18 protein-coding genes are annotated in these 19,862 nt (G+C 52.6%); 10 read left to right on the plus strand and 8 right to left on the minus strand.

All coding sequences use genetic code 11. The features are described from left to right. Positions 1-9: 9 nt before the first annotated feature. Entirely contained in the window at positions 10-1,434 is a 1,425-nt protein-coding gene (locus tag BJ887_RS00885) for an MFS transporter (RefSeq protein ID WP_121339069.1), read from the plus strand. Between the two features lie 74 nt (positions 1,435-1,508). Further along, positions 1,509-2,195: a porin OmpL gene (ompL, locus tag BJ887_RS00890; protein ID WP_121339071.1), complete on the plus strand. Its 687-nt coding sequence runs from the start codon at positions 1,509-1,511 to the stop codon at positions 2,193-2,195. Between the two features lie 83 nt (positions 2,196-2,278). On the opposite strand, the gene typA is transcribed toward ompL, so the two are convergent. After that, positions 2,279-4,102 carry a ribosome-dependent GTPase TypA gene (gene typA / locus BJ887_RS00895; protein ID WP_014172248.1) on the minus strand — a complete coding sequence of 608 codons (1,824 nt, stop codon included), beginning with the start codon at positions 4,100-4,102 and terminating at the stop codon, positions 2,279-2,281. A 387-nt stretch (positions 4,103-4,489) separates the two neighbouring features. On the opposite strand from typA, the gene glnA reads away from it, so the two are divergent. The 4 genes from glnA to BJ887_RS00920 all read left to right on the plus strand — a co-directional run bounded on the left by glnA (position 4,490) and on the right by BJ887_RS00920 (position 8,779). Next, complete coding sequence (gene glnA, locus BJ887_RS00900) at positions 4,490-5,899, plus strand: glutamate--ammonia ligase (protein WP_014172249.1); 1,410 nt, start codon at positions 4,490-4,492, stop codon at positions 5,897-5,899. 185 nt (positions 5,900-6,084) lie between these two features. After that, positions 6,085-7,134 (plus strand): nitrogen regulation protein NR(II), encoded by a 1,050-nt coding sequence (glnL, locus tag BJ887_RS00910; RefSeq protein ID WP_014172250.1) that lies wholly within the window; start codon positions 6,085-6,087, stop codon positions 7,132-7,134. Positions 7,135-7,145: 11 nt separating this feature from the next. Continuing rightward, positions 7,146-8,558, plus strand: a complete 1,413-nt coding sequence (gene glnG / locus BJ887_RS00915; RefSeq protein WP_020883985.1) for a nitrogen regulation protein NR(I) — start codon at positions 7,146-7,148, stop codon at positions 8,556-8,558. 110 nt (positions 8,559-8,668) lie between these two features. After that, entirely contained in the window at positions 8,669-8,779 is a 111-nt protein-coding gene (locus tag BJ887_RS00920) for a YshB family small membrane protein (RefSeq protein WP_032670298.1), read from the plus strand. 64 nt (positions 8,780-8,843) lie between these two features. Here BJ887_RS00920 and hemN read toward each other — a convergent pair whose 3' ends face one another. Continuing rightward, on the minus strand, positions 8,844-10,217 hold the full coding sequence (gene hemN / locus BJ887_RS00925) for an oxygen-independent coproporphyrinogen III oxidase (RefSeq protein ID WP_049021822.1): 1,374 nt from the start codon (positions 10,215-10,217) through the stop codon (positions 8,844-8,846). A 188-nt stretch (positions 10,218-10,405) separates the two neighbouring features. Beyond that, positions 10,406-10,921 (minus strand): Der GTPase-activating protein YihI, encoded by a 516-nt coding sequence (gene yihI, locus BJ887_RS00935; protein WP_121339073.1) that lies wholly within the window; start codon positions 10,919-10,921, stop codon positions 10,406-10,408. Positions 10,922-11,499: 578 nt separating this feature from the next. Between yihI and yihA the strand changes: the two genes are divergently transcribed. Then, positions 11,500-12,129 carry a ribosome biogenesis GTP-binding protein YihA/YsxC gene (yihA, locus tag BJ887_RS00940; protein ID WP_014172255.1) on the plus strand — a complete coding sequence of 210 codons (630 nt, stop codon included), beginning with the start codon at positions 11,500-11,502 and terminating at the stop codon, positions 12,127-12,129. 312 nt (positions 12,130-12,441) lie between these two features. On the opposite strand, the gene polA is transcribed toward yihA, so the two are convergent. Then, a complete protein-coding gene (polA, locus tag BJ887_RS00945) occupies positions 12,442-15,234 on the minus strand; it encodes a DNA polymerase I (protein ID WP_032679270.1) in 2,793 nt (930 codons plus the stop codon). 322 nt (positions 15,235-15,556) lie between these two features. After that, complete coding sequence (locus BJ887_RS22985) at positions 15,557-15,835, minus strand: hypothetical protein (protein WP_226864116.1); 279 nt, start codon at positions 15,833-15,835, stop codon at positions 15,557-15,559. On the opposite strand from BJ887_RS22985, the gene BJ887_RS00950 reads away from it, so the two are divergent. Beyond that, complete coding sequence (locus tag BJ887_RS00950; RefSeq protein ID WP_229216791.1) at positions 15,732-16,583, plus strand: acyltransferase; 852 nt, start codon at positions 15,732-15,734, stop codon at positions 16,581-16,583. The two genes, BJ887_RS22985 and BJ887_RS00950, sit on opposite strands and share 104 nt — an antisense overlap. A gap of 24 nt (positions 16,584-16,607) precedes the next feature. Here BJ887_RS00950 and dsbA read toward each other — a convergent pair whose 3' ends face one another. The 3 genes from dsbA to BJ887_RS00965 all read right to left on the minus strand — a co-directional run bounded on the left by dsbA (position 16,608) and on the right by BJ887_RS00965 (position 18,590). Continuing rightward, positions 16,608-17,231, minus strand: a complete 624-nt coding sequence (dsbA, locus tag BJ887_RS00955; protein WP_020883990.1) for a thiol:disulfide interchange protein DsbA — start codon at positions 17,229-17,231, stop codon at positions 16,608-16,610. A gap of 27 nt (positions 17,232-17,258) precedes the next feature. Further along, positions 17,259-18,245, minus strand: a complete 987-nt coding sequence (locus tag BJ887_RS00960) for a serine/threonine protein kinase (protein ID WP_020883991.1) — start codon at positions 18,243-18,245, stop codon at positions 17,259-17,261. A 75-nt stretch (positions 18,246-18,320) separates the two neighbouring features. After that, positions 18,321-18,590: a YihD family protein gene (locus tag BJ887_RS00965; protein WP_010436801.1), complete on the minus strand. Its 270-nt coding sequence runs from the start codon at positions 18,588-18,590 to the stop codon at positions 18,321-18,323. A gap of 68 nt (positions 18,591-18,658) precedes the next feature. Between BJ887_RS00965 and mobA the strand changes: the two genes are divergently transcribed. Together mobA and mobB are read left to right on the plus strand one after the other, a co-directional pair. Continuing rightward, positions 18,659-19,243 (plus strand): molybdenum cofactor guanylyltransferase MobA, encoded by a 585-nt coding sequence (mobA, locus tag BJ887_RS00970; RefSeq protein WP_032679272.1) that lies wholly within the window; start codon positions 18,659-18,661, stop codon positions 19,241-19,243. After that, positions 19,240-19,743, plus strand: coding sequence for a molybdopterin-guanine dinucleotide biosynthesis protein MobB (mobB, locus tag BJ887_RS00975; RefSeq protein ID WP_121339076.1), 504 nt, complete (start codon positions 19,240-19,242; stop codon positions 19,741-19,743). Before mobA ends, mobB begins: the two co-directional genes overlap by 4 nt. The last annotated feature ends 119 nt before the right edge of the window (positions 19,744-19,862 follow it).

Here is a 19,862-nt window from a genome sequence, read left to right on the forward strand (position 1 = left end):
GGATCGACCATGACACACAAGAGTGATCCGTTAACCCTGAAGCTGAGCCTGCGCGAAAAGTGCGCCTACGGGATGGGCGATTTTGGCTCTAACCTGATGCTCTGTATTGGCACGCTGTATCTGCTGAAGTTTTATACTGATGAACTGGGCATGCCCGCTTTTTATGGCGGCATTATTTTCCTGGTAGCGAAGTTCTTTACCGCATTCACCGATATGCTGACCGGGGTGTTGCTGGATTCGCGGCGTAACATCGGTGCCAGAGGCAAATTCAGGCCGTTTATTCTTTATGCCTCGGTGCCGGTTGCCCTGGTGGCCACGGCGCAGTTTGTGGCCACCGATTTTAGCCTGACGGTGAAAACCGCTATTGCCACCCTGCTCTTCATGATGTTTGGCCTCTGTTATAGCCTGATGAACTGCTCTTATGGCGCGATGGTTCCCGCCATCACTAAAAATCCGAACGAGCGGGCGCAGCTTGCGGCCTGGCGTCAGGGTGGCGCAACGGTTGGGTTGTTGCTCTGCACCGTGGGGTTTATGCCAATCCAGGCGCTGTTTGTTAGCCAGCCCTGTCTCGGCTATCTGGTGGCCGCACTGGTGTTCGTCACCGGCGGTCTGTTCTGCATGTGGTGGTGCTACAGCGGTGTGAAAGAGCGCTATGTGGAGGTCATGCCCGATCATCATAAGCCTGGCATCCTGAAATCCTTCTGTGCCATTTTCCGCAACCCGCCGTTGCTGGTGTTGTGTATCGCCAATCTCTGCACCCTCGCCGCGTTTAATATCAAACTGGCGATTCAGGTCTACTACACCCAGTACGTGCTAAACGATCTGCATCTGCTGTCGTGGATGGGTTTTTTCAGTATGGGCTGCATTCTGGTTGGCGTGTTTCTGGTGCCGGGTGCGGTTAAGCGCTTCGGCAAGAAGCCGGTCTACCTTGGCGGGCTGACGCTGTGGGCCGTGGGCGACGTAATGAACTTCCTCTGGGGAACCAGCTCCCTGCTCTTTGTGCTCTTTTCCTGCATGGCCTTTTTCGGTACGGCATTCGTAAACAGCCTCAACTGGGCGCTGGTGCCCGATACCGTGGATTATGGCGAGTGGAAAACAGGCATTCGCGCCGAAGGGTCGGTTTATACCGGTTATACCTTCTCGCGCAAAATCTCCGCCGCCCTCGCCGGTTTCCTGCCGGGCATTATGTTGACGCAGATTGGCTACATTCCACACGCCGTGCAGAGTGCGGGCACGCTACTGGGGCTCCGTCAGCTAATTTTTCTCTGGCCGTGCGGCCTGGCGATCGTTGCCGCGATAACCATGGCACTCTTTTATAAACTCAACGAAGCACGCTTCGCCTTTATTATTGAGGAGATTGGAAAACGGAAAAAACAACCCGCAAAACCCCCTGAGTTAACCACCAACAATAAAGCGTCAGCAGTCACTTTATAACAATAAATCCGGCCCTGATTCCCTTCCTGTGTAACAGGAGGGGGGCCTTTCTGTACCTCATACATGGACTGATTATGAAAAGAATCGTTACTGCACTGGTTGTGTCGTCTGTGTCCTGCTCGGCAGTTGCCGGTGCCTATGTCGAAACGCGCGAAGCCTATAATACGGCCTCTGAACTGCACGAAGTGATCCTGCGTGCCGGCTATAACTTCGATAACGGCGCGGGGCTGATGTTCACTAACGCCTATAACGTGGGCAAATGGGACGAGCTTAAGCACAGCTATAACGAAATTGAAGGGTGGTATCCGCTTTTTAAACCGACCGATAAACTCACCTTTCAGCCTGGCGGTTTACTGAATGACAGCAGCGCCGGGTCCGGAGGCGCTATCTATCTGGATACCAATTATAAATTTCTCGACTGGTTTAACCTGACCTTCCGTTATCGCTATAACCACAACAATTACGATACGCCGGACTACAACGGCCAGATGGATAAAAACGACACTCACGAATTCGCTAACTACTGGAATTTCAAGGTCACGGATGCGTTTTTCTATACCTTTGAACCGCATTTTTTCCAGCGCGTGAACGATTACCACAGCAAAAATGGCAAAGACCATCACTGGGAAATCACCCACAAATTTAGCTATAAAATCGATAAAAACTGGCTGCCCTATCTTGAGCTTCAGTGGCTGGACAGATGGAATGATTACAACCGCGAGCAGTACCGTATCCGCCTGGGGTTAAGGTATTCGTTCTGATAATAAAAAAAGCCGCTGATCGCTCAGCGGCTTTTTACGTGCCGGGTGGCGCATGCGCTTACCCGGCCTACGGATTGACCGTATTACTCTTCTTTCGCACCGCGCATTGCACGTTTACGATCGTTCTCGGTCAGGTGACGTTTACGGATACGGATAGACAGTGGGGTCACTTCTACCAGTTCGTCGTCATCGATGAACTCCAGAGCTTGCTCCAGGGTCATCTTGATCGGTGGAACCAGAACCGTTGCTTCGTCAGTACCGGACGCACGCATGTTGGTCAGTTTCTTACCGGTCAGGCAGTTTACAGTCAGGTCGTTAGAACGACTGTGAATACCGATGATCTGGCCTTCATAAACTTCAGCACCGTGACCCAGGAACAGCTTACCGCGATCCTGCAGACCGAACAGCGCAAACGCAACCGCTTTACCCTGACCGTTGGAGATCAGAACGCCGTTGTTACGCTGGCCAACTTCACCCGGACGCACGTCGTCGTAGTGGCTGAAGGTGGAGTACAGCAGACCGGTACCGGACGTCATGGTCATGAACTCTGAACGGAAACCGATCAGACCACGGCTTGGGATCACGTAGTCGAGACGTACGCGGCCTTTGCCATCTGGATTCATGTTTTTCAGGTCGCCTTTACGCTCACCCAGAGCCTGCATAACAGAACCCTGATGCTGCTCTTCAACGTCCAGCGTTACGTTCTCGAACGGCTCTTGTTTACGGCCGTCGATTTCGCGGAAGATAACTTTCGGACGGGAAACCGCCATTTCGAAACCTTCACGACGCATGTTTTCGATCAGAACAGACAGGTGCAGCTCACCACGACCAGAAACGCGGAATGCGTCAGCATCCTGAGTTTCTTCAACGCGCAGCGCAACGTTGTGCACCAGCTCTTTGTTCAGGCGGTCAAGGATCTGACGAGAGGTAACGAATTTACCTTCTTTGCCACAGAACGGAGAGGTGTTGACGTTGAAGAACATGGTTACCGTTGGTTCATCAACGGACAGGGCTGGCAGCGCTTCCACATTCTGCGGGTCGCAGATGGTGTCAGAGATGTTCAGCTCGCCCAGACCGGTAATCGCGATGATGTCGCCCGCTTCAGCCAGTTCGCTGTCGATACGCTCCAGACCCAGGTGAGTCAGCACTTTGCCCACTTTACCGTTACGGGTTTTGCCTTCGCTATCGATGATAGTAACCTGCTGGTTCGGCTTCACTTTACCGCGTTTGATGCGGCCGATACCGATAACGCCAACGTAGTTGTTGTAGTCCAGCTGGGAGATCTGCATCTGCAGCGGACCATCAAGATCAACATCCGGAGCCGGTACGTGATCGACAATCGCCTGATACAGCGGAGTCATGTCTTCCGCCATATTTTCGTGATCCAGACCCGCGATACCATTCAGCGCCGAAGCGTAAATGATAGGGAAGTCCAGCTGCTCGTCGGTCGCGTCGAGGTTAACGAACAGGTCGAACACCTGATCAACAACCCAGTCAGGACGCGCGCCCGGACGGTCAACCTTGTTGATAACAACAATAGGTTTCAGGCCATGGGCAAATGCTTTTTTGGTCACGAAGCGCGTTTGCGGCATTGGGCCGTCAAATGCGTCAACCACCAGCAGCACGGAATCCACCATGGACATCACGCGCTCAACTTCACCACCGAAGTCGGCGTGCCCTGGGGTATCAACGATGTTGATACGGTAGTCATTCCATTTGATAGCGGTGTTTTTCGCGAGGATAGTAATCCCACGCTCTTTCTCCAAATCGTTGGAGTCCATCACACGCTCTTGAGTTTCGGCACGAGCATCAAACGTACCGGACTGCTGCAGCAGCTTATCAACCAGGGTGGTTTTACCATGGTCGACGTGCGCGATGATGGCGATGTTACGCAAATTTTCGATCACAACTTTGCCTCAGGCATTAGAAATAGCGCGTTATTGTACACGGATTAATCGCACTACAAAACAGGATCACAAACATCCCCCGCAAACAAGTATTGCAGAGATGCTTTGTGATCGCTTTCACGGAGCGTAAAAAGGGCACTTTAACGAAAATTGCACCAATATGGTGCTCAGTGTTCACACTGAAGCACTATACTGGTGCAACATAACCATTGTGGTGCAGCACTTTTGCACTATGGTGCGCATGATAACGCCTTTTTGGGGTGTTTTAAAAGTTGGCACAGATTTCGCTTTATAAAAATACGGCAAAAAAATGGCACACAGCCAGCCCAAGACAGAAATTGAAGACCTCGTTACCACGACGACAATGACCAATCTGGAGAGTTAAGTATGTCCGCTGAACACGTTTTGACGATGCTGAACGAACATGAAGTGAAGTTTGTTGATCTGCGCTTCACCGATACCAAAGGTAAAGAACAGCACGTCACTATTCCTGCTCATCAGGTAAACGCCGAATTCTTTGAAGAAGGCAAAATGTTTGACGGCTCCTCCATTGGCGGCTGGAAAGGTATCAACGAATCTGACATGGTTCTGATGCCTGACGCTTCCACTGCGGTCATTGATCCGTTCTTCGAAGAACCAACCCTGATCATCCGTTGCGACATCCTCGAGCCAGGCACACTGCAGGGCTACGACCGCGACCCACGCTCCATCGCGAAACGCGCTGAAGAGTACCTGCGTTCAACCGGTATCGCAGACACCGTACTGTTCGGGCCAGAGCCAGAATTCTTCCTGTTTGATGACATCCGTTTCGGTGCCTCTATTTCTGGCTCCCACGTTGCCATCGACGATATCGAAGGTGCATGGAACTCCTCCACCAAATACGAAGGTGGTAACAAAGGTCACCGTCCTGGCGTTAAAGGCGGTTACTTCCCGGTTCCTCCGGTCGACTCCGCTCAGGACATCCGTTCCACCATGTGTCTGGTGATGGAAGAGATGGGCCTGGTGGTTGAAGCTCACCACCACGAAGTGGCGACTGCGGGTCAGAACGAAGTGGCAACCCGCTTCAACACCATGACCAAAAAAGCAGACGAAATTCAGATCTACAAATACGTTGTGCACAACGTTGCGCACCGTTTCGGTAAAACCGCGACCTTCATGCCAAAACCAATGTTTGGCGATAACGGTTCCGGTATGCACTGCCACATGTCTCTGTCCAAGAACGGAACCAACCTGTTCTCTGGCGACAAATATGCCGGTCTGTCTGAGCAGGCTCTGTATTACATTGGCGGCGTAATCAAACACGCTAAAGCGATCAACGCCCTGGCGAACCCAACCACTAACTCCTACAAGCGTCTGGTCCCAGGCTACGAAGCACCGGTAATGCTGGCGTACTCTGCGCGTAACCGTTCTGCTTCTATCCGTATCCCGGTGGTAGCGTCTCCTAAAGCGCGTCGTATCGAAGTTCGCTTCCCGGATCCAGCTGCTAACCCATACCTGTGCTTCGCAGCACTGCTGATGGCGGGTCTGGACGGTATCAAGAACAAGATCCACCCAGGCGAAGCCATGGACAAAAACCTGTACGACCTGCCGCCAGAAGAAGCGAAAGAGATCCCACAGGTTGCAGGCTCTCTGGAAGAAGCCCTGCAGGCGCTGGACGCAGACCGCGAGTTCCTGACTGCGGGTGGCGTGTTCACTGACGACGCTATCGATGCTTACATCGCCCTGCGTACTGAAGAGAACGACCGTGTGCGTATGACGCCACACCCGGTTGAGTTCGAACTGTACTACAGCGTTTAAGTTTCAATGAGTTTCGCGCGCCCTTTTACGCGCGATCTCACAAGCTTTTATTTGTTGCCGTGGAAACTTTCAGCCCATCTCCGGATGGGCTTTTTTCTCCACCAACAAACTGATCTCACGCGCTTTTTACGACGAAAAAGCTATACTGCACTAAATTAGTGCAACCAACTCCAGGAGACTGCTGAATGGCAACTGGCACGCTGCCCGATGCTGGGCAGATCCTCAATTCTTTGATTAACAGTATTTTGCTGGTCGACGACGAGCTGGCCGTACATTACGCCAACCCGGCGGCGCAGCAGCTGCTCGCCCAGAGCTCACGCAAACTGTTTGGCACCCCGCTTCCGGAATTATTGAGCTATTTCTCGCTGAATATTGGCCTGATGCAGGAAAGTCTGCAGGCCGGTCAGGGCTTTACCGATAACGAAGTCACGCTGGTGATCGACGGGCGCTCACATATTTTATCGCTTACCGCACAACGGCTTCCTGAAGGACTGATCCTGCTTGAAATGGCGCCGATGGATAATCAGCGCCGCCTGAGCCAGGAGCAACTTCAGCATGCCCAGCAAATTGCCGCCCGTGACCTGGTGCGAGGCCTGGCGCATGAAATCAAGAACCCGCTGGGTGGCTTACGCGGTGCGGCACAACTCCTGACCAAAGCGCTGCCCGACCCTGCGCTGGCGGAGTACACCAACGTCATCATTGAGCAGGCAGACCGCCTGCGTAACCTGGTTGACCGTCTGCTCGGGCCGCAACAGCCCGGCATGCATGTCTCAGAAAGTATTCATAAAGTGGCTGAGCGGGTTGTGAAACTCGTCTCGATGGAGCTGCCGGAGAACGTCACGCTGGTCCGTGATTACGACCCAAGCCTGCCGGAACTGGCGCACGATCCGGACCAGATTGAGCAGGTCTTGCTGAATATTGTGCGTAATGCCCTGCAGGCGCTGGGGCCGGAAGGGGGCGAAATTATTTTGCGCACCCGCACCGCGTTCCAGCTCACACTGCACGGCGTGCGCTATCGTCTGGCTGCCCGCATCGACGTTGAGGACAACGGGCCGGGTATTCCGTCGCATCTTCAGGACACCCTGTTCTACCCGATGGTCAGCGGTCGCGAAGGCGGTACCGGCCTGGGGTTATCCATTGCCCGTAGTTTGATCGATCAACACTCTGGAAAAATTGAATTTACCAGTTGGCCGGGACATACCGAGTTTTCGGTTTTCCTGCCGATTAAAAAATAAAGGTGACGTTTATGCAACGAGGGATAGTCTGGGTAGTCGATGACGATAGCTCCATCCGTTGGGTGCTTGAACGCGCGCTCACAGGGGCAGGATTAAGCTGCACGACGTTTGAGAGCGGCAGCGAAGTGCTCGACGCACTCACCACCAAAACGCCGGATGTGCTGCTTTCGGATATTCGCATGCCGGGAATGGACGGGCTGGCGCTTTTAAAGCAGATCAAACAACGCCATCCTATGCTTCCGGTCATCATAATGACGGCGCATTCCGACCTGGACGCCGCGGTGAGCGCCTATCAGCAAGGGGCGTTCGATTACCTGCCCAAACCGTTTGATATCGACGAAGCGGTCGCCCTGGTTGAGCGCGCGATCAGCCACTACCAGGAGCAGCAGCAGCCTCGTCACACGCCTGACTTCGGGCCCACGACGGACATCATTGGCGAAGCGCCAGCCATGCAGGATGTGTTTCGTATCATTGGCCGTCTGTCACGCTCGTCCATCAGCGTACTGATTAATGGCGAATCGGGAACCGGTAAAGAGCTGGTAGCGCATGCCTTACATCGCCACAGCCCGCGGGCAAAAGCACCGTTTATCGCCCTGAATATGGCCGCCATCCCAAAGGATTTAATTGAATCCGAACTGTTTGGCCATGAGAAAGGGGCTTTTACCGGCGCGAATACCATTCGCCAGGGTCGCTTCGAGCAGGCTGATGGTGGAACACTCTTTCTGGATGAAATCGGCGATATGCCGCTGGATGTCCAGACCCGTCTGCTGCGCGTGTTGGCCGACGGACAGTTTTATCGCGTAGGTGGCTATGCGCCGGTGAAGGTCGATGTACGCATTATTGCCGCGACGCACCAGAATCTGGAGCAGCGCGTCCAGGAAGGTAAATTCCGTGAGGATTTATTCCATCGCCTGAACGTGATCCGCGTTCATTTGCCACCGCTACGTGAACGCCGTGAAGATATTCCCCGCCTGGCGCGTCATTTTCTGCAGGTCGCTGCCCGTGAGCTGGGCGTGGAAGCCAAGCAGTTGCACCCGGAAACCGATGCCGCCCTCACCCGCCTGGCGTGGCCGGGCAACGTGCGTCAGCTGGAAAACACCTGTCGCTGGTTGACCGTAATGGCCGCCGGACAGGAAGTCCTGATTCAGGATTTACCGGCTGAACTGTTTGAAGCGACTGCGCCAGAAAGCAGCACCGGACATGCATTGCCGGACAGCTGGGCGACGCTGCTGGCACAGTGGGCCGATCGCGCGCTGCGTTCCGGTCATCAAAACTTGCTGTCTGAAGCCCAGCCCGAGATGGAGCGCACGCTGTTGACCACCGCACTCCGCCATACACAGGGCCATAAGCAGGAAGCGGCACGCCTGCTGGGATGGGGACGTAATACCCTGACGCGTAAGCTGAAAGAGCTTGGCATGGAGTGATCTTTACCCTTGTGTAAAGGTTATTAATTGAGCGCAAATTGCTGCTATTTTGCGCTTTACTGTATCAATGATTTTTGTATGATCGTGCCCGGAAAGTGAGGGTGATCATCATGCTGGAAACATTAGTGAATATGCTCTCAAGTGGAGCAGCTGAAAGCCACACGCCACAAACAGCCGTTGCTGCTGTGCTGTGCGCGGCGCTGGTTGGGCTGTTTAGCTAGAGAGTCGCTAACAAAAAAGCCGGGTAGCGGCTTCGCCTTACCCGGCCAAATATGTTGGCACGTCTTAAATGACGCGTGAGAACTGCTGCAGACGCGCTTTCTGACGCAGATAGGCGTCGAAGCACATGCAGATGTTACGAATCAACAGGCGCCCTTTGGGTGTCACGTCAATTGCACGTTCTGAAACATCCACCAGCCCATCTTTTGCCAGAGGCGCTAACAGCTTCAGGTCATCAGCAAAGTAATCGCTGAAATGCAGATCCCACTGCGCTTCCACGTCGCTGAAATCAAGACGGAAGTTACAGATGAGCGCCTTAATCACATCACGACGGATGCAGTCATCGCGCGTTAACGCGATACCGCGCCACAGCGCGTTGCCCGCGTCATCTACCTGCTGGTAGTAAAGCTTCAGCTCTTTCTGGTTCTGCGCGTAGCAGTCCCCGATCATGCTGATGGCGGAGACGCCCATCCCCAGCAAATCGGTGTCGCCCTGGGTGGTGTAGCCCTGGAAATTTCGGTGCAGTACGCCTTCGCGCTGGGCAATAGCCAGCTCGTCATCCGGACGAGCAAAGTGATCCATGCCGATGAACTGATAACCGGCTTCGGTCAGCGAGGCGATGGTTTCCTGCAGAATATCCAGCTTCTGTTGGGCAGAAGGCAGGTCGGCATCTTTGATTTTGCGCTGAGCGGCAAACAGCGTCGGCAGATGCGCATAGTTAAAGACGCTCAGGCGGTCCGGGTTGAGTTCGGCCACGCGTTTCAGCGTGAAGGCGAAGCTCTCCGGCGTTTGCTTAGGCAGGCCGTAAATCAGGTCGATATTGGTCGACGTAAAGCCGATATCGCGGGCGTGGTTGAGTAAGGCAAAGATAAACTCTTCATCCTGCTCACGGTTCACCAGCCGCTGCACCTCTTTGTTGAAGTCCTGCACGCCCATGCTCAGGCGATTGAAACCTTCAGCGCGTAAGTGATCCAGTACATCCAGCTCAATTTCGCGCGGATCGACCTCGATTGAGATTTCAGCATCGTCGTTAAAACGGAAGTTATTGCGCAGGAGCGTCATTAAACGGCTGATCTGCGCTTTATTCAGATACGTTGGCGTCCCCCCACCCCAGTGAAGCTGGCTGACGTGACGGCCGGCAAACAGTGGGGCACGGTGCAGAATTTCCTGCTCCAGCGCATCCAGATACTGATCGGCTTTATGTTGCTGACGGGTAACGATTTTATTGCAGCCGCAGAAGTAGCAGAGCTTGTGGCAGAACGGAATATGGACATAGAGCGACAGCGGACGCTCAGGGTAGCGTGCGACAGCCTGCTGAAACGCCGCTTCGCCGAAACTATCGGAGAACTCCAGCGCGGTGGGGTATGACGTATAACGCGGCCCGGAATAGTTATATTTCTGGATTAGGGCCAAATCCCAGTCGATAGTTGGTACAGACATGCTCACTCCTTCCGTTGGTGTCGCGTTCGCATACGGCGGCCCGTTCTGGCCCCATCGCGGGCCATCACTCGGGTGCGCAGCCACTTCTGTCGCCGCGACAACCGCCGTAGTTTAACGAATAACCACACCAGATAACATATAACCGGAAGGGTTATTAGCAGGACTATCGTCCCTGCCGGATGCAAATGTTAGTTTCCACCCTTCAGAAGACGCATCATATCTTCCTGCTTTTCGTCTTCTTCTTCGTCTTCGTCATCGTCGTAAGACAGACCCAGCTTCTGCATCAGCTCATCAATGCGGTCCAGTTTGGCATCAACCCATGACTGCTCTTCGGCGGTCAGGGTTTCACCCTCTTCAAGACGTTCCAGCAGCGCGTCCAGGCGCTCATCGTTCTCCAGCAAATCCAGCTCAGCCTGCGGTGAAAGCATAGGTTTCTCGCTCTTTGGTTTGTGCTGCTTAGTGACCGGGGTGTCTGTCACGCCCAGTGGAACAGGTGTTTTACTGCCAATACGTGGGTCTTTCTGCTGATTGTTTTTCGCAGAAGCGCCAGAAGCATCACCACCGTTTGCACGGCTACCCGCAGCATGACCGCGATGTTTTTTATCGCGTTTGCGATCGCGCGATTCCTGGTTCAGTTCTTCGCGCGTTTTGCGGTGTGCTTTTGCAGGGCGTTTAGCGCCCGCAGCGGAGGTCGGTTTTTTCATGATGTTTTATCTTTAAGTCGTTTTCTTCAGTATAGAATTGCGGCGAAATCTAGCAGAAAGCAAGCAAAGAAAAAAGGCGACAGAGCAATCTGTCGCCTTTTTTCCTGACTCACAACCCTTAACGGGTCAGACATTCCGTGTTTGCCAACAACAAACCCTGTTTATCCCTTGGCTAATACCGTCCATGATACGGTTCCGTTTCCTGTTAAAACGCCTCCAGGCGTTGGTCATCCTGACAATCCTGCGTCTTCGCCTCCTGGCGCTCCTGACCCTAATCCTTAAGTCTGTTTCCTGTTGGCTTCCTCGCCCTGACGCACACTTTACCCTGTTCAGTTAAACTGACAAGCAACGAAACGGCACAAAAACGGATTTTCAGATAATTACCCGAGAATAAGCTTATGATTTAAAACAATTTGGCTTTTTTAACGCCTGCGAATTCTCTGAAATCTCCCATAGTATTCATAGCCAATCTCTCACAACCGCCAGGGTTTTAACCTACAGGCACTGTGCAATCAAAAAAGTCTTTTGCCGGCATTCAGGTATAATCCCCCTCAGATTACGATTTTGGAGACGACCACGTGACTACCTGGAACTACCAACAGACGCATTTTGTCACCAGTGCGCCCGATATCCGCCACCTTCCTTCTGATACTGGCATTGAAGTAGCTTTTGCTGGCCGCTCTAACGCGGGGAAATCCAGCGCCCTGAATACGCTGACCAATCAGAAGAGCCTGGCGCGTACCTCAAAAACACCTGGCCGTACTCAGCTGATTAACCTGTTTGAAGTGGCAGAAGGCAAACGCCTGGTCGACTTACCGGGATATGGTTACGCGCAAGTACCGGAAGAGATGAAGATCAAATGGCAGCGCGCGCTGGGTGAATACCTGGAAAAACGCCAGTGCCTGAAAGGTCTGGTGGTGCTGATGGATATCCGCCATCCCCTGAAAGATCTCGATCAGCAGATGATCGACTGGGCTGTCTCAAGTGAGATAGCCGTGCTGGTACTGCTGACTAAAGCGGATAAACTGGCGAGCGGCGCGCGTAAAGCGCAGGTGAATATGGTTCGCGAAGCGGTGCTGGCTTTTAACGGCGACGTACAGGTAGAGCCGTTCTCCTCGCTGAAAAAGCAGGGTGTCGACAAGCTGCGTCAGAAGCTCGATAGCTGGTTCAACGAGCTGGAACCCGCGACGGAAGCGGAAGAAGAGTAATACCGAGCGCGGCGATGTCCGCGCTTTTTTTTGCCTGGATTTTTCTTTGCCGCAATAAAAAACGCCCCAGTCATTACTGACTGGGGCGGCTAAAATATTCAGCCAAATCCGATTACGTGAAGTAAAAGGTCTGAAAGATAGAACATCTTACCTCTGTACCCTACGCGAATAACTCTACCCCTTTTTTTGCTGTAGAAAAAGCACTTTTTGTAGTTTTTTTTCATTCTTTACATAGGGAATTCTAATGATCGTCACAAAACGCACTTTGTTATGTTGCTAACTTACATAAAAATCGCGTTATTGGCAGAACCCTTAGTGAGCTTGATCCCAGTTTTCACCGCTGCCCACTTCCACCAGCAACGGCACGTCAAGCGTCATGCTGCTTTCCATCAGTTCGTGGATCTTCTTCGACACGGTGTCCAGATCATCTTTGTGGACTTCGAATACCAGTTCATCGTGTACCTGCATGATCATCTTCACGCGTGGCTTCTCTTTTTCCAGCCAGGCATCAACCGCAATCATCGCGCGCTTAATAATGTCTGCCGCCGTCCCCTGCATCGGGGCGTTGATGGCAGCACGTTCTGCACCGGCACGACGCGCGGCGTTGCTGGATTTGATGTCCGGCAGATAAAGGCGACGGCCATCCAGGGTTTCGACGTAGCCTTTCTCCTTCGCCTGCGCACGGGTGCGTTCCATATATTCCAGCACGCCCGGATAACGCTCGAAGTAGAGATCCATATACTTCTGCGACTCTTTACGCGGAATGTTGAGCTGGCGCGAAAGGCCAAAGGCGCTCATGCCGTAGATCAGACCGAAGTTGATCGCCTTCGCACTGCGACGTTGCTCGTGAGTCACGCTGTCCAGCGGCAGCCCAAAGACTTCAGCCGCCGTTGCACGGTGGATATCCTTTCCTTCCGCAAAGGCCGTCAGCAGCCCCTTGTCGCGTGACAGGTGTGCCATAATACGCAGCTCAATTTGCGAGTAGTCGGCCGAGACGATCAGGTAGTCGTCTGGCGCGATAAACGCCTGACGGATACGACGGCCTTCTTCATTGCGTACCGGGATGTTCTGCAGGTTTGGATCGGTCGAGGAGAGACGACCGGTCGCCGCCACAGCCTGATGATACGAGGTATGCACGCGGCCCGTTTTAGGGTTGATCATCAACGGCAGTTTATCGGTATAGGTAGACTTCAGCTTCGCCAGACCACGGTACTGGAGAATCACTTTTGGCAGCGGGTAATCCAGCGCCAGTTCCTCAAGCACTTCTTCAGACGTTGATGGCGCGCCGCCAGGGGTTTTCTTCAGCGGCTTAATTCCCTGCTTTTCAAACAGGATGGTCTGAAGCTGTTTCGGAGAAGAAAGGTTAAACGGTTCGCCGGCAAGCTCATGCGCCTTCTGCTCAAGCTCGGTCAACCGCTGCGCCAGTTCTCCAGAGTGATTATGCAGCACCGTCGGATCAATTTTTACGCCGTTGCGCTCAATGCGCGAGAGCACAGGTACCAGTGGCATCTCAATGTGCTGGAACACGTTCAGCGGACCTTCGTGCTTCTGCAGTTTTGGCCACATCTTCAGGTGCAGTTGCAGCGTGACATCGGCGTCTTCGGCCGCGTAGCGACCCGCTTCTTCCAGGGCAATCTGATTGAAGGTGAGCTGGTTTTTACCTTTTCCGGCAATCTCTTCAAAGGTAATGGTCTTATGCTTGAGCCAACGGTCGGATAAGGAGTCCATATCGTGACGACCCGCCACGCTGTCGAGAATGTAAGATTCCAGCATGGTATCGAACGCAATGCCGCGCAGCTCAATGCCATAGTTTTGCAGAATGCCGCGATCATATTTGAGGTTTTGCCCGACCTTAAGCGCCTTGTCATCTTCCAGAATCGGCTTCAGCAGCTCCAGCACACGCTCACGCGGGATCTGATCAGGCGCATCGAGGTAATCATGTGCAACGGGCACATAGGCCGCCATTCCCGGCTCCGTCGCAAATGACAGGCCGACCATATTGGCGGAGATGTTATCGAGGCTGTCGGTTTCCGTATCGAAGGCAAAGAACGGCGCTTTTTTGAGTTTCTCAATCCACGCCACCAGCTGTGACTCTTCAAGGAGGGTTTCGTAATTGTCGAAAGAGAGCGCGATGGCCTCTTCTTCTGCCAGCTCTTCGGCATCAACGACAATCGTCTCCTTTGGCTTAGCAGCCGGTTTGGCCCCTTTTGCCTGCAGCCATTTACCGGCTTCCACGTCCGTGGTCCAGCGCTTGAATTCGTATTTCTTAAACAGGCTTAGCAGTTCGTCTGCGGAAGGCTGCTGCACTTCCAGCTGCTCACAACCCAGTTCCAGTTCAACATCGGTTTTAATGGTTGCCAGCTTATAGGAGAGATAAGCCACCTCTTTGTTCTCTTCCAGCTTTCCGGCCATGGTTTTTGCACCACGGAAGGAGAGCCCGGCGATTTTGTCCGGCTCCGCGTACAGCGTATCCAGCCCGCCCAATCCCTGAAGCAGCGCCTGTGCGGTCTTTTCACCCACGCCAGGTACACCTGGGATGTTATCCGAGGAGTCGCCCATCAGCGCGAGGAAGTCGATAATCAGCTCTGGCGGCACGCCATATTTTGTGACCACCTCTTCAGGCCCCAGGATGGTGTTGGTCATGGTGTTAATCAGGGTGATACCTGGCGTTACCAGCTGCGCCATATCTTTATCCCCCGTACTGATCAGTACCGGACGACCCATTTTTTCTGCTTCACGTGCCAGCGTACCTATTACGTCATCGGCTTCGACCCCAGAGACGGCCAGCAGCGGCAAGCCCATCGCTTTTACCATCGCGTGCAGCGGTTCAATCTGCGCACGCAGATCGTCAGGCATTGGCGGACGGTGAGATTTGTAATGCTCAAAAAGCTCGTCGCGGAAGGTTTTACCTTTCGCATCAAACACCACTGCCGCATGGGTTGGCTGGTACTGAAGGATCAGGCTGCGCAGCATGTTTAGCACGCCGTACATTGCGCCGGTAGGTTCCCCTGCGCTATTGGTCAGAGGAGGAAACGCATGGTACGCCCGATACAGGTAAGAAGAGCCGTCGACGAGAATAAGAGGGTTTTCTGGGATCTGAACCATAATGTCCGTGCCTTTAATCAATTTATGCGTAAAGGATGCCACAGAAGGATGAAAACATCAGTTATTAGCGCCAGATACAGGAAAAGATTTTGCGATCGTGAGGATCGCTCGCAAAAATAAATCTGTGGATAAGTTTGTGCATACTTTTACGTCACAGGAATAACAGACGCTAAAAGTACATACCTCATAATAAATAGATTCTATATATCATAGAGTTATTATGTTTCATTTGATCTTTATGGCCAATTGATGACAATTTAGTCTATGTGGATATAAGCCCAGGGCCGCATGCCGTTATAGCGAAATCTTCTGCTCCCAGGCGTTATCCCGCAACGCCTGGCATGAAAGCACCCTTATTTTGTCTGATTTCTGATAAAATCAGCGCCCTGCACCGGATAGCCGGCCGCTCACTTACAGCTAACCATCTGAAAAAGCTCATCATGTCGAGATTGCTCGCAGCAATAACATTACCTTTAAGCATCATTTTAACTATTCTGGTGACTGTCGCCTGTTCTGTGCCGATCATTGTTGCCGGCATCATTAAGTTGCTGCTGCCCGTGCCCGTGGTATGGCGAGCCGTATCCGCATTTTGTAATTTCATGATGTACTGCTGGTGTGAAGGACTGGCGTTCCTGTTGTACCTGAACCCACACCTGAAGTGGGATGTGGAAGGGCTTGAAGGCCTCAACAAAAAGAACTGGTACCTGCTTATCTGCAACCACCACAGCTGGGCAGACATCGTGGTGTTATGCGTGCTTTTCCGCAAACATATCCCGATGAACAAATACTTTCTGAAACAGCAGCTCGCCTGGGTGCCTTTTATCGGTCTGGCCTGCTGGGCGCTCGATATGCCGTTTATGAAACGCTATTCGCGCAGCTATTTGCTTCGTCATCCGGAGCGTCGTGGTAAAGATGTGGAAACCACGCGCCGTTCCTGCGAAAAATTTCGCGCGCATCCGACAACCATTGTGAACTTCGTGGAAGGCTCGCGCTTTACGGAAGAGAAGCGTCAACAAACTCGCTCTCCTTATCAGCACCTGCTGCCGCCCAAGGCTGCGGGCATTGCGATGGCGCTTAACGTGTTGGGCGCGCAGTTCGATAAATTACTCAACGTCACGCTCTGCTATCCGGAAAACGACAGGACACCGTTCTTCGATATGCTCAGCGGCAAGCTGACGCGGATCGTTGTACGCATCGAGCTGGTGCCGGTTGATGACGGGTTGCACGGGGATTACGTTAACGATAAGAATTTCAAACGTCTTTTCCAGCGTTGGCTGAATACGCTCTGGAATGAGAAAGATGAACAGATAGAAAAGATTAAATCTTCATACAAAAACGCCGGTCAGTGACCGGCGTTTTTTTCTTTATTGATCTTACTTCTTCTCGACCAGATATTTCACGGTATCCGCGTACTGCTGTACGAAGATATCCATGCTGCTGGTGTCCATGCCCTGCGTGTTCAGCTGATATTTGCCGTTAACATACATCGCCGGAACGCCCTGCAGCTGAAGGTCTGCGGCGGCTTTTTCCTGCTGGGCTACCAGAGATTTCACCACAAAGCTGTTCCATGCCGCGTCGTATTCTTCACCTTTCACACCGGCATCCACGAAGACTTTACGGATATCTGCAGTCGTCTGAACTGTCTGGGTTTTCTGGACTGCTTCAAACATTGGTGCAGTGATCTTATCTTCCACGCCCAGCGCGATAGCTACCGCCCATGCCTGAGTCAGGTCTTTACCCAATGGGCCCAGGAACTCAACGTGATACTTGGTCATTTTGGTGCCTTCTGGCAGCTTTTTCTTCACGTTATCGGAAACATGCAGCACCTGCTCGAACTGATAGCAATGTGGGCAATAGAACGAGAAGAACTCCAGAACCTGTGGCTCGCCAGCGACTGGTTTTTCCAGCGTCGTATACTGTTTGCCGTCGGTAAACTGCGCAGCAGAAGCGCTAAATGCCAGAATCATACCTGCCAGCGCCAGCCAAATTTTTTTCATGATTAACTCTCTCCTGGGTGTGTCCAATTAATACATCGGCGTTAATTGCAGAGGGGGCTCCTTAAGAACCTTAACCTGCTCAGTAAATGTGGATATCTGGCTGCGCCAGTAATCCTCTCCGGTAAGCCACGGGAAATTACGGGGAAATGCAGGATCGTCCCAACGCCTGATTAACCATGCGAGATAATAAACAAAACGCATCGCGCGTAAAGGTTCAATCAGGACAATTTCGTCTGAATTAAAAGGGCTAAACTCTTCATAGGCCTCAATAATCGTTTCAAGCTGCATCCGTTGCTCAGCTTTATCGCCATTGAGCAGCATCCACAGGTCCTGAACCGCAGGCCCCATACGTGCATCATCGAGATCGACGAACAGCGGGCCATCACGCCAGAGAATATTACCAGCGTGACAATCGCCGTGCAGACGCAGAACGGAAATATCATCGCGCCAGCAAGTTTTCACCGCATCAATAAGTTTATCGGTCGCGTTGAGGAAATTATCCTTAAGCGCTTTGGGGATTAGCGCCGAGGTTTCAAATACCTGACGAGGTTCAAGCAGGTATTCCTGAATACCGATTGTCGGACGGGCAATAAAGTCTTCTTTGCGTCCCGTCTGGTGAATGCGTCCCAGATATCGGGCAACCCACTCCATCTGATCGATATTATCCGCTTCAAACTGGCGGCCCCCCAGGCTTGGGAATACGGCATAGTAAAACCCTTCGTGGGTGAGCAGCGTTTGGTTATTAAATTTAAGCGGCGCGGCAACGGGAACATCATCATCCAGCAGATCGTGAGCAAACTGGTGCTCTTCCTGAATTTGTTCTGCGGACCAACGTTGAGGGCGATAGAACTTTACGACGAAGCGCTGACGATCCTCGTCCTGAAACTGATAGACGCGGTTTTCGTAGCTATTTAAGGGAGTTAACCCGGAATCCACCCGAATACCCTGTTCAAACAGCGCATCCATAATGGTATCCGGGTGTAATGTCTGGAAAGTAAAAGCCTGGTCGTTCATCCGATCATCCGGAAATTATACGAATGATTCAGGATATCATCTTGTGGCGATTTCGGTGCCGCCGCTTACAAGCTTTTACTCTTTAATTACGCCACGTGCGCGCAGCAACGCGGTTTTAAAATCTTCCTCATAATCTTTCTGAATACCAGGAATAACAGCGTCTTTGGCAGAGTCGCGCATTTTGAGATGGTAGATCAGGATATCGTCAGAAAGGTCTGTCAGTTCGCCGTCAAAACCTGACTCTTTCGCCAGTTTCTGTAAAAATTGCATCAGATTAAGCTCTGGCTCTTTTTGCCAGGCCGGCTGGAGGAGTTCAATGACTTCATTCAGACGTTTACATTTCATGGTGGTGCTCCTTTCATTGAGAGTGACACGTTAGCAGGGTCAATCCCACAATAAAAGAGGCGATATTCATGAATCATGGCCAGCAAATAATCGGCGTTGTTCTGGCGGGTGGCAAGGCAACCCGAATGGGGGGGAAAGATAAAGGTCTTCAGCTCCTTAACGGTAAGCCACTCTGGCAGCATGTCGCTGATACGCTTGCGGACCAGGTCATGACAATGGCCATCAGCGCTAACAGGCATAGAGATGTTTATCAGCGTAGCGGGTATCCCGTTTACGAGGATACGCAGGAGAATTACCCCGGGCCGCTGGCCGGTATGCTTTCGGTTATGCAGCAGTCGCACGGGGAGTGGTTTATCTTCTGTCCGTGTGATACCCCGTTTATTCCGTCTTGTCTTGTCGAACGCATGGTGCGGCTTCGTGGTAGCGCACCCGTTGTCTGGGCCCATGACGGTGAGCGTGACCACCCTGCTGTTGCGTTGATCCACCGTTCGTTAGTTCCGGCGTTACAGGAGTACCTGACGGCAGGAGAGCGCAGGGTGATGGCTTTTATGCGCCAGTCAGGCGGCCATCCCGTCGATTTTAGCGATCTGAAATCGGCGTTTATGAACGTCAATACCACAGAAGATTTGCAGATGATGCAGGAGAAAAAATGATACCTGTTTTGGCCATTTCAGCCTGGAGTGGTACCGGGAAAACGACGCTGCTGAAAAAACTGATCCCTGCGCTTTGCGCTAAAGGTGTTCGCCCCGGATTAATTAAGCATACGCATCACAATATGGATGTCGATAAGCCGGGAAAAGACAGCTATGAGCTGCGTAAGGCGGGAGCAGCCCAAACGATGGTGGCGAGTGATCAGCGCTGGGCATTGATGACTGAAACACCGGATGAAGCGCCGCTGGATCTCATGTATCTGGTTAGCCGGATGGATCACTCTACTCTGGATCTGGTGCTGGTTGAGGGGTTTAAGCATGACGCGGTGGCAAAGATCCTGCTGTTCAGAAGCCATGCCGGGCATGATGTTCACGAGCTGACGCTCGATGAGCATGTAATTGCAGTCGCCAGTGACGTAGCCCTGGATCTGGAGGTACCGGTACTGAATTTGAATAACGTTGAGGAGATCGCCGCGTTTATTTTGAATTGGTGTGCTGTCTGATGCTCTCTCTGGTGGCGGGAAAAACCCAAAGCAAAAAACCCCGCACCATACGGTACGGGGTTCTTTTAATTGATGCCTGGCAGTTCCCTACTCTCACATGGGGAGACCCCACACTACCA

Source organism: Enterobacter sp. WPR_3_1 (assembly GCF_003635055.1).
GTDB classification, from domain to species: Bacteria; Pseudomonadota; Gammaproteobacteria; order Enterobacterales; family Enterobacteriaceae; genus Enterobacter; species Enterobacter ludwigii.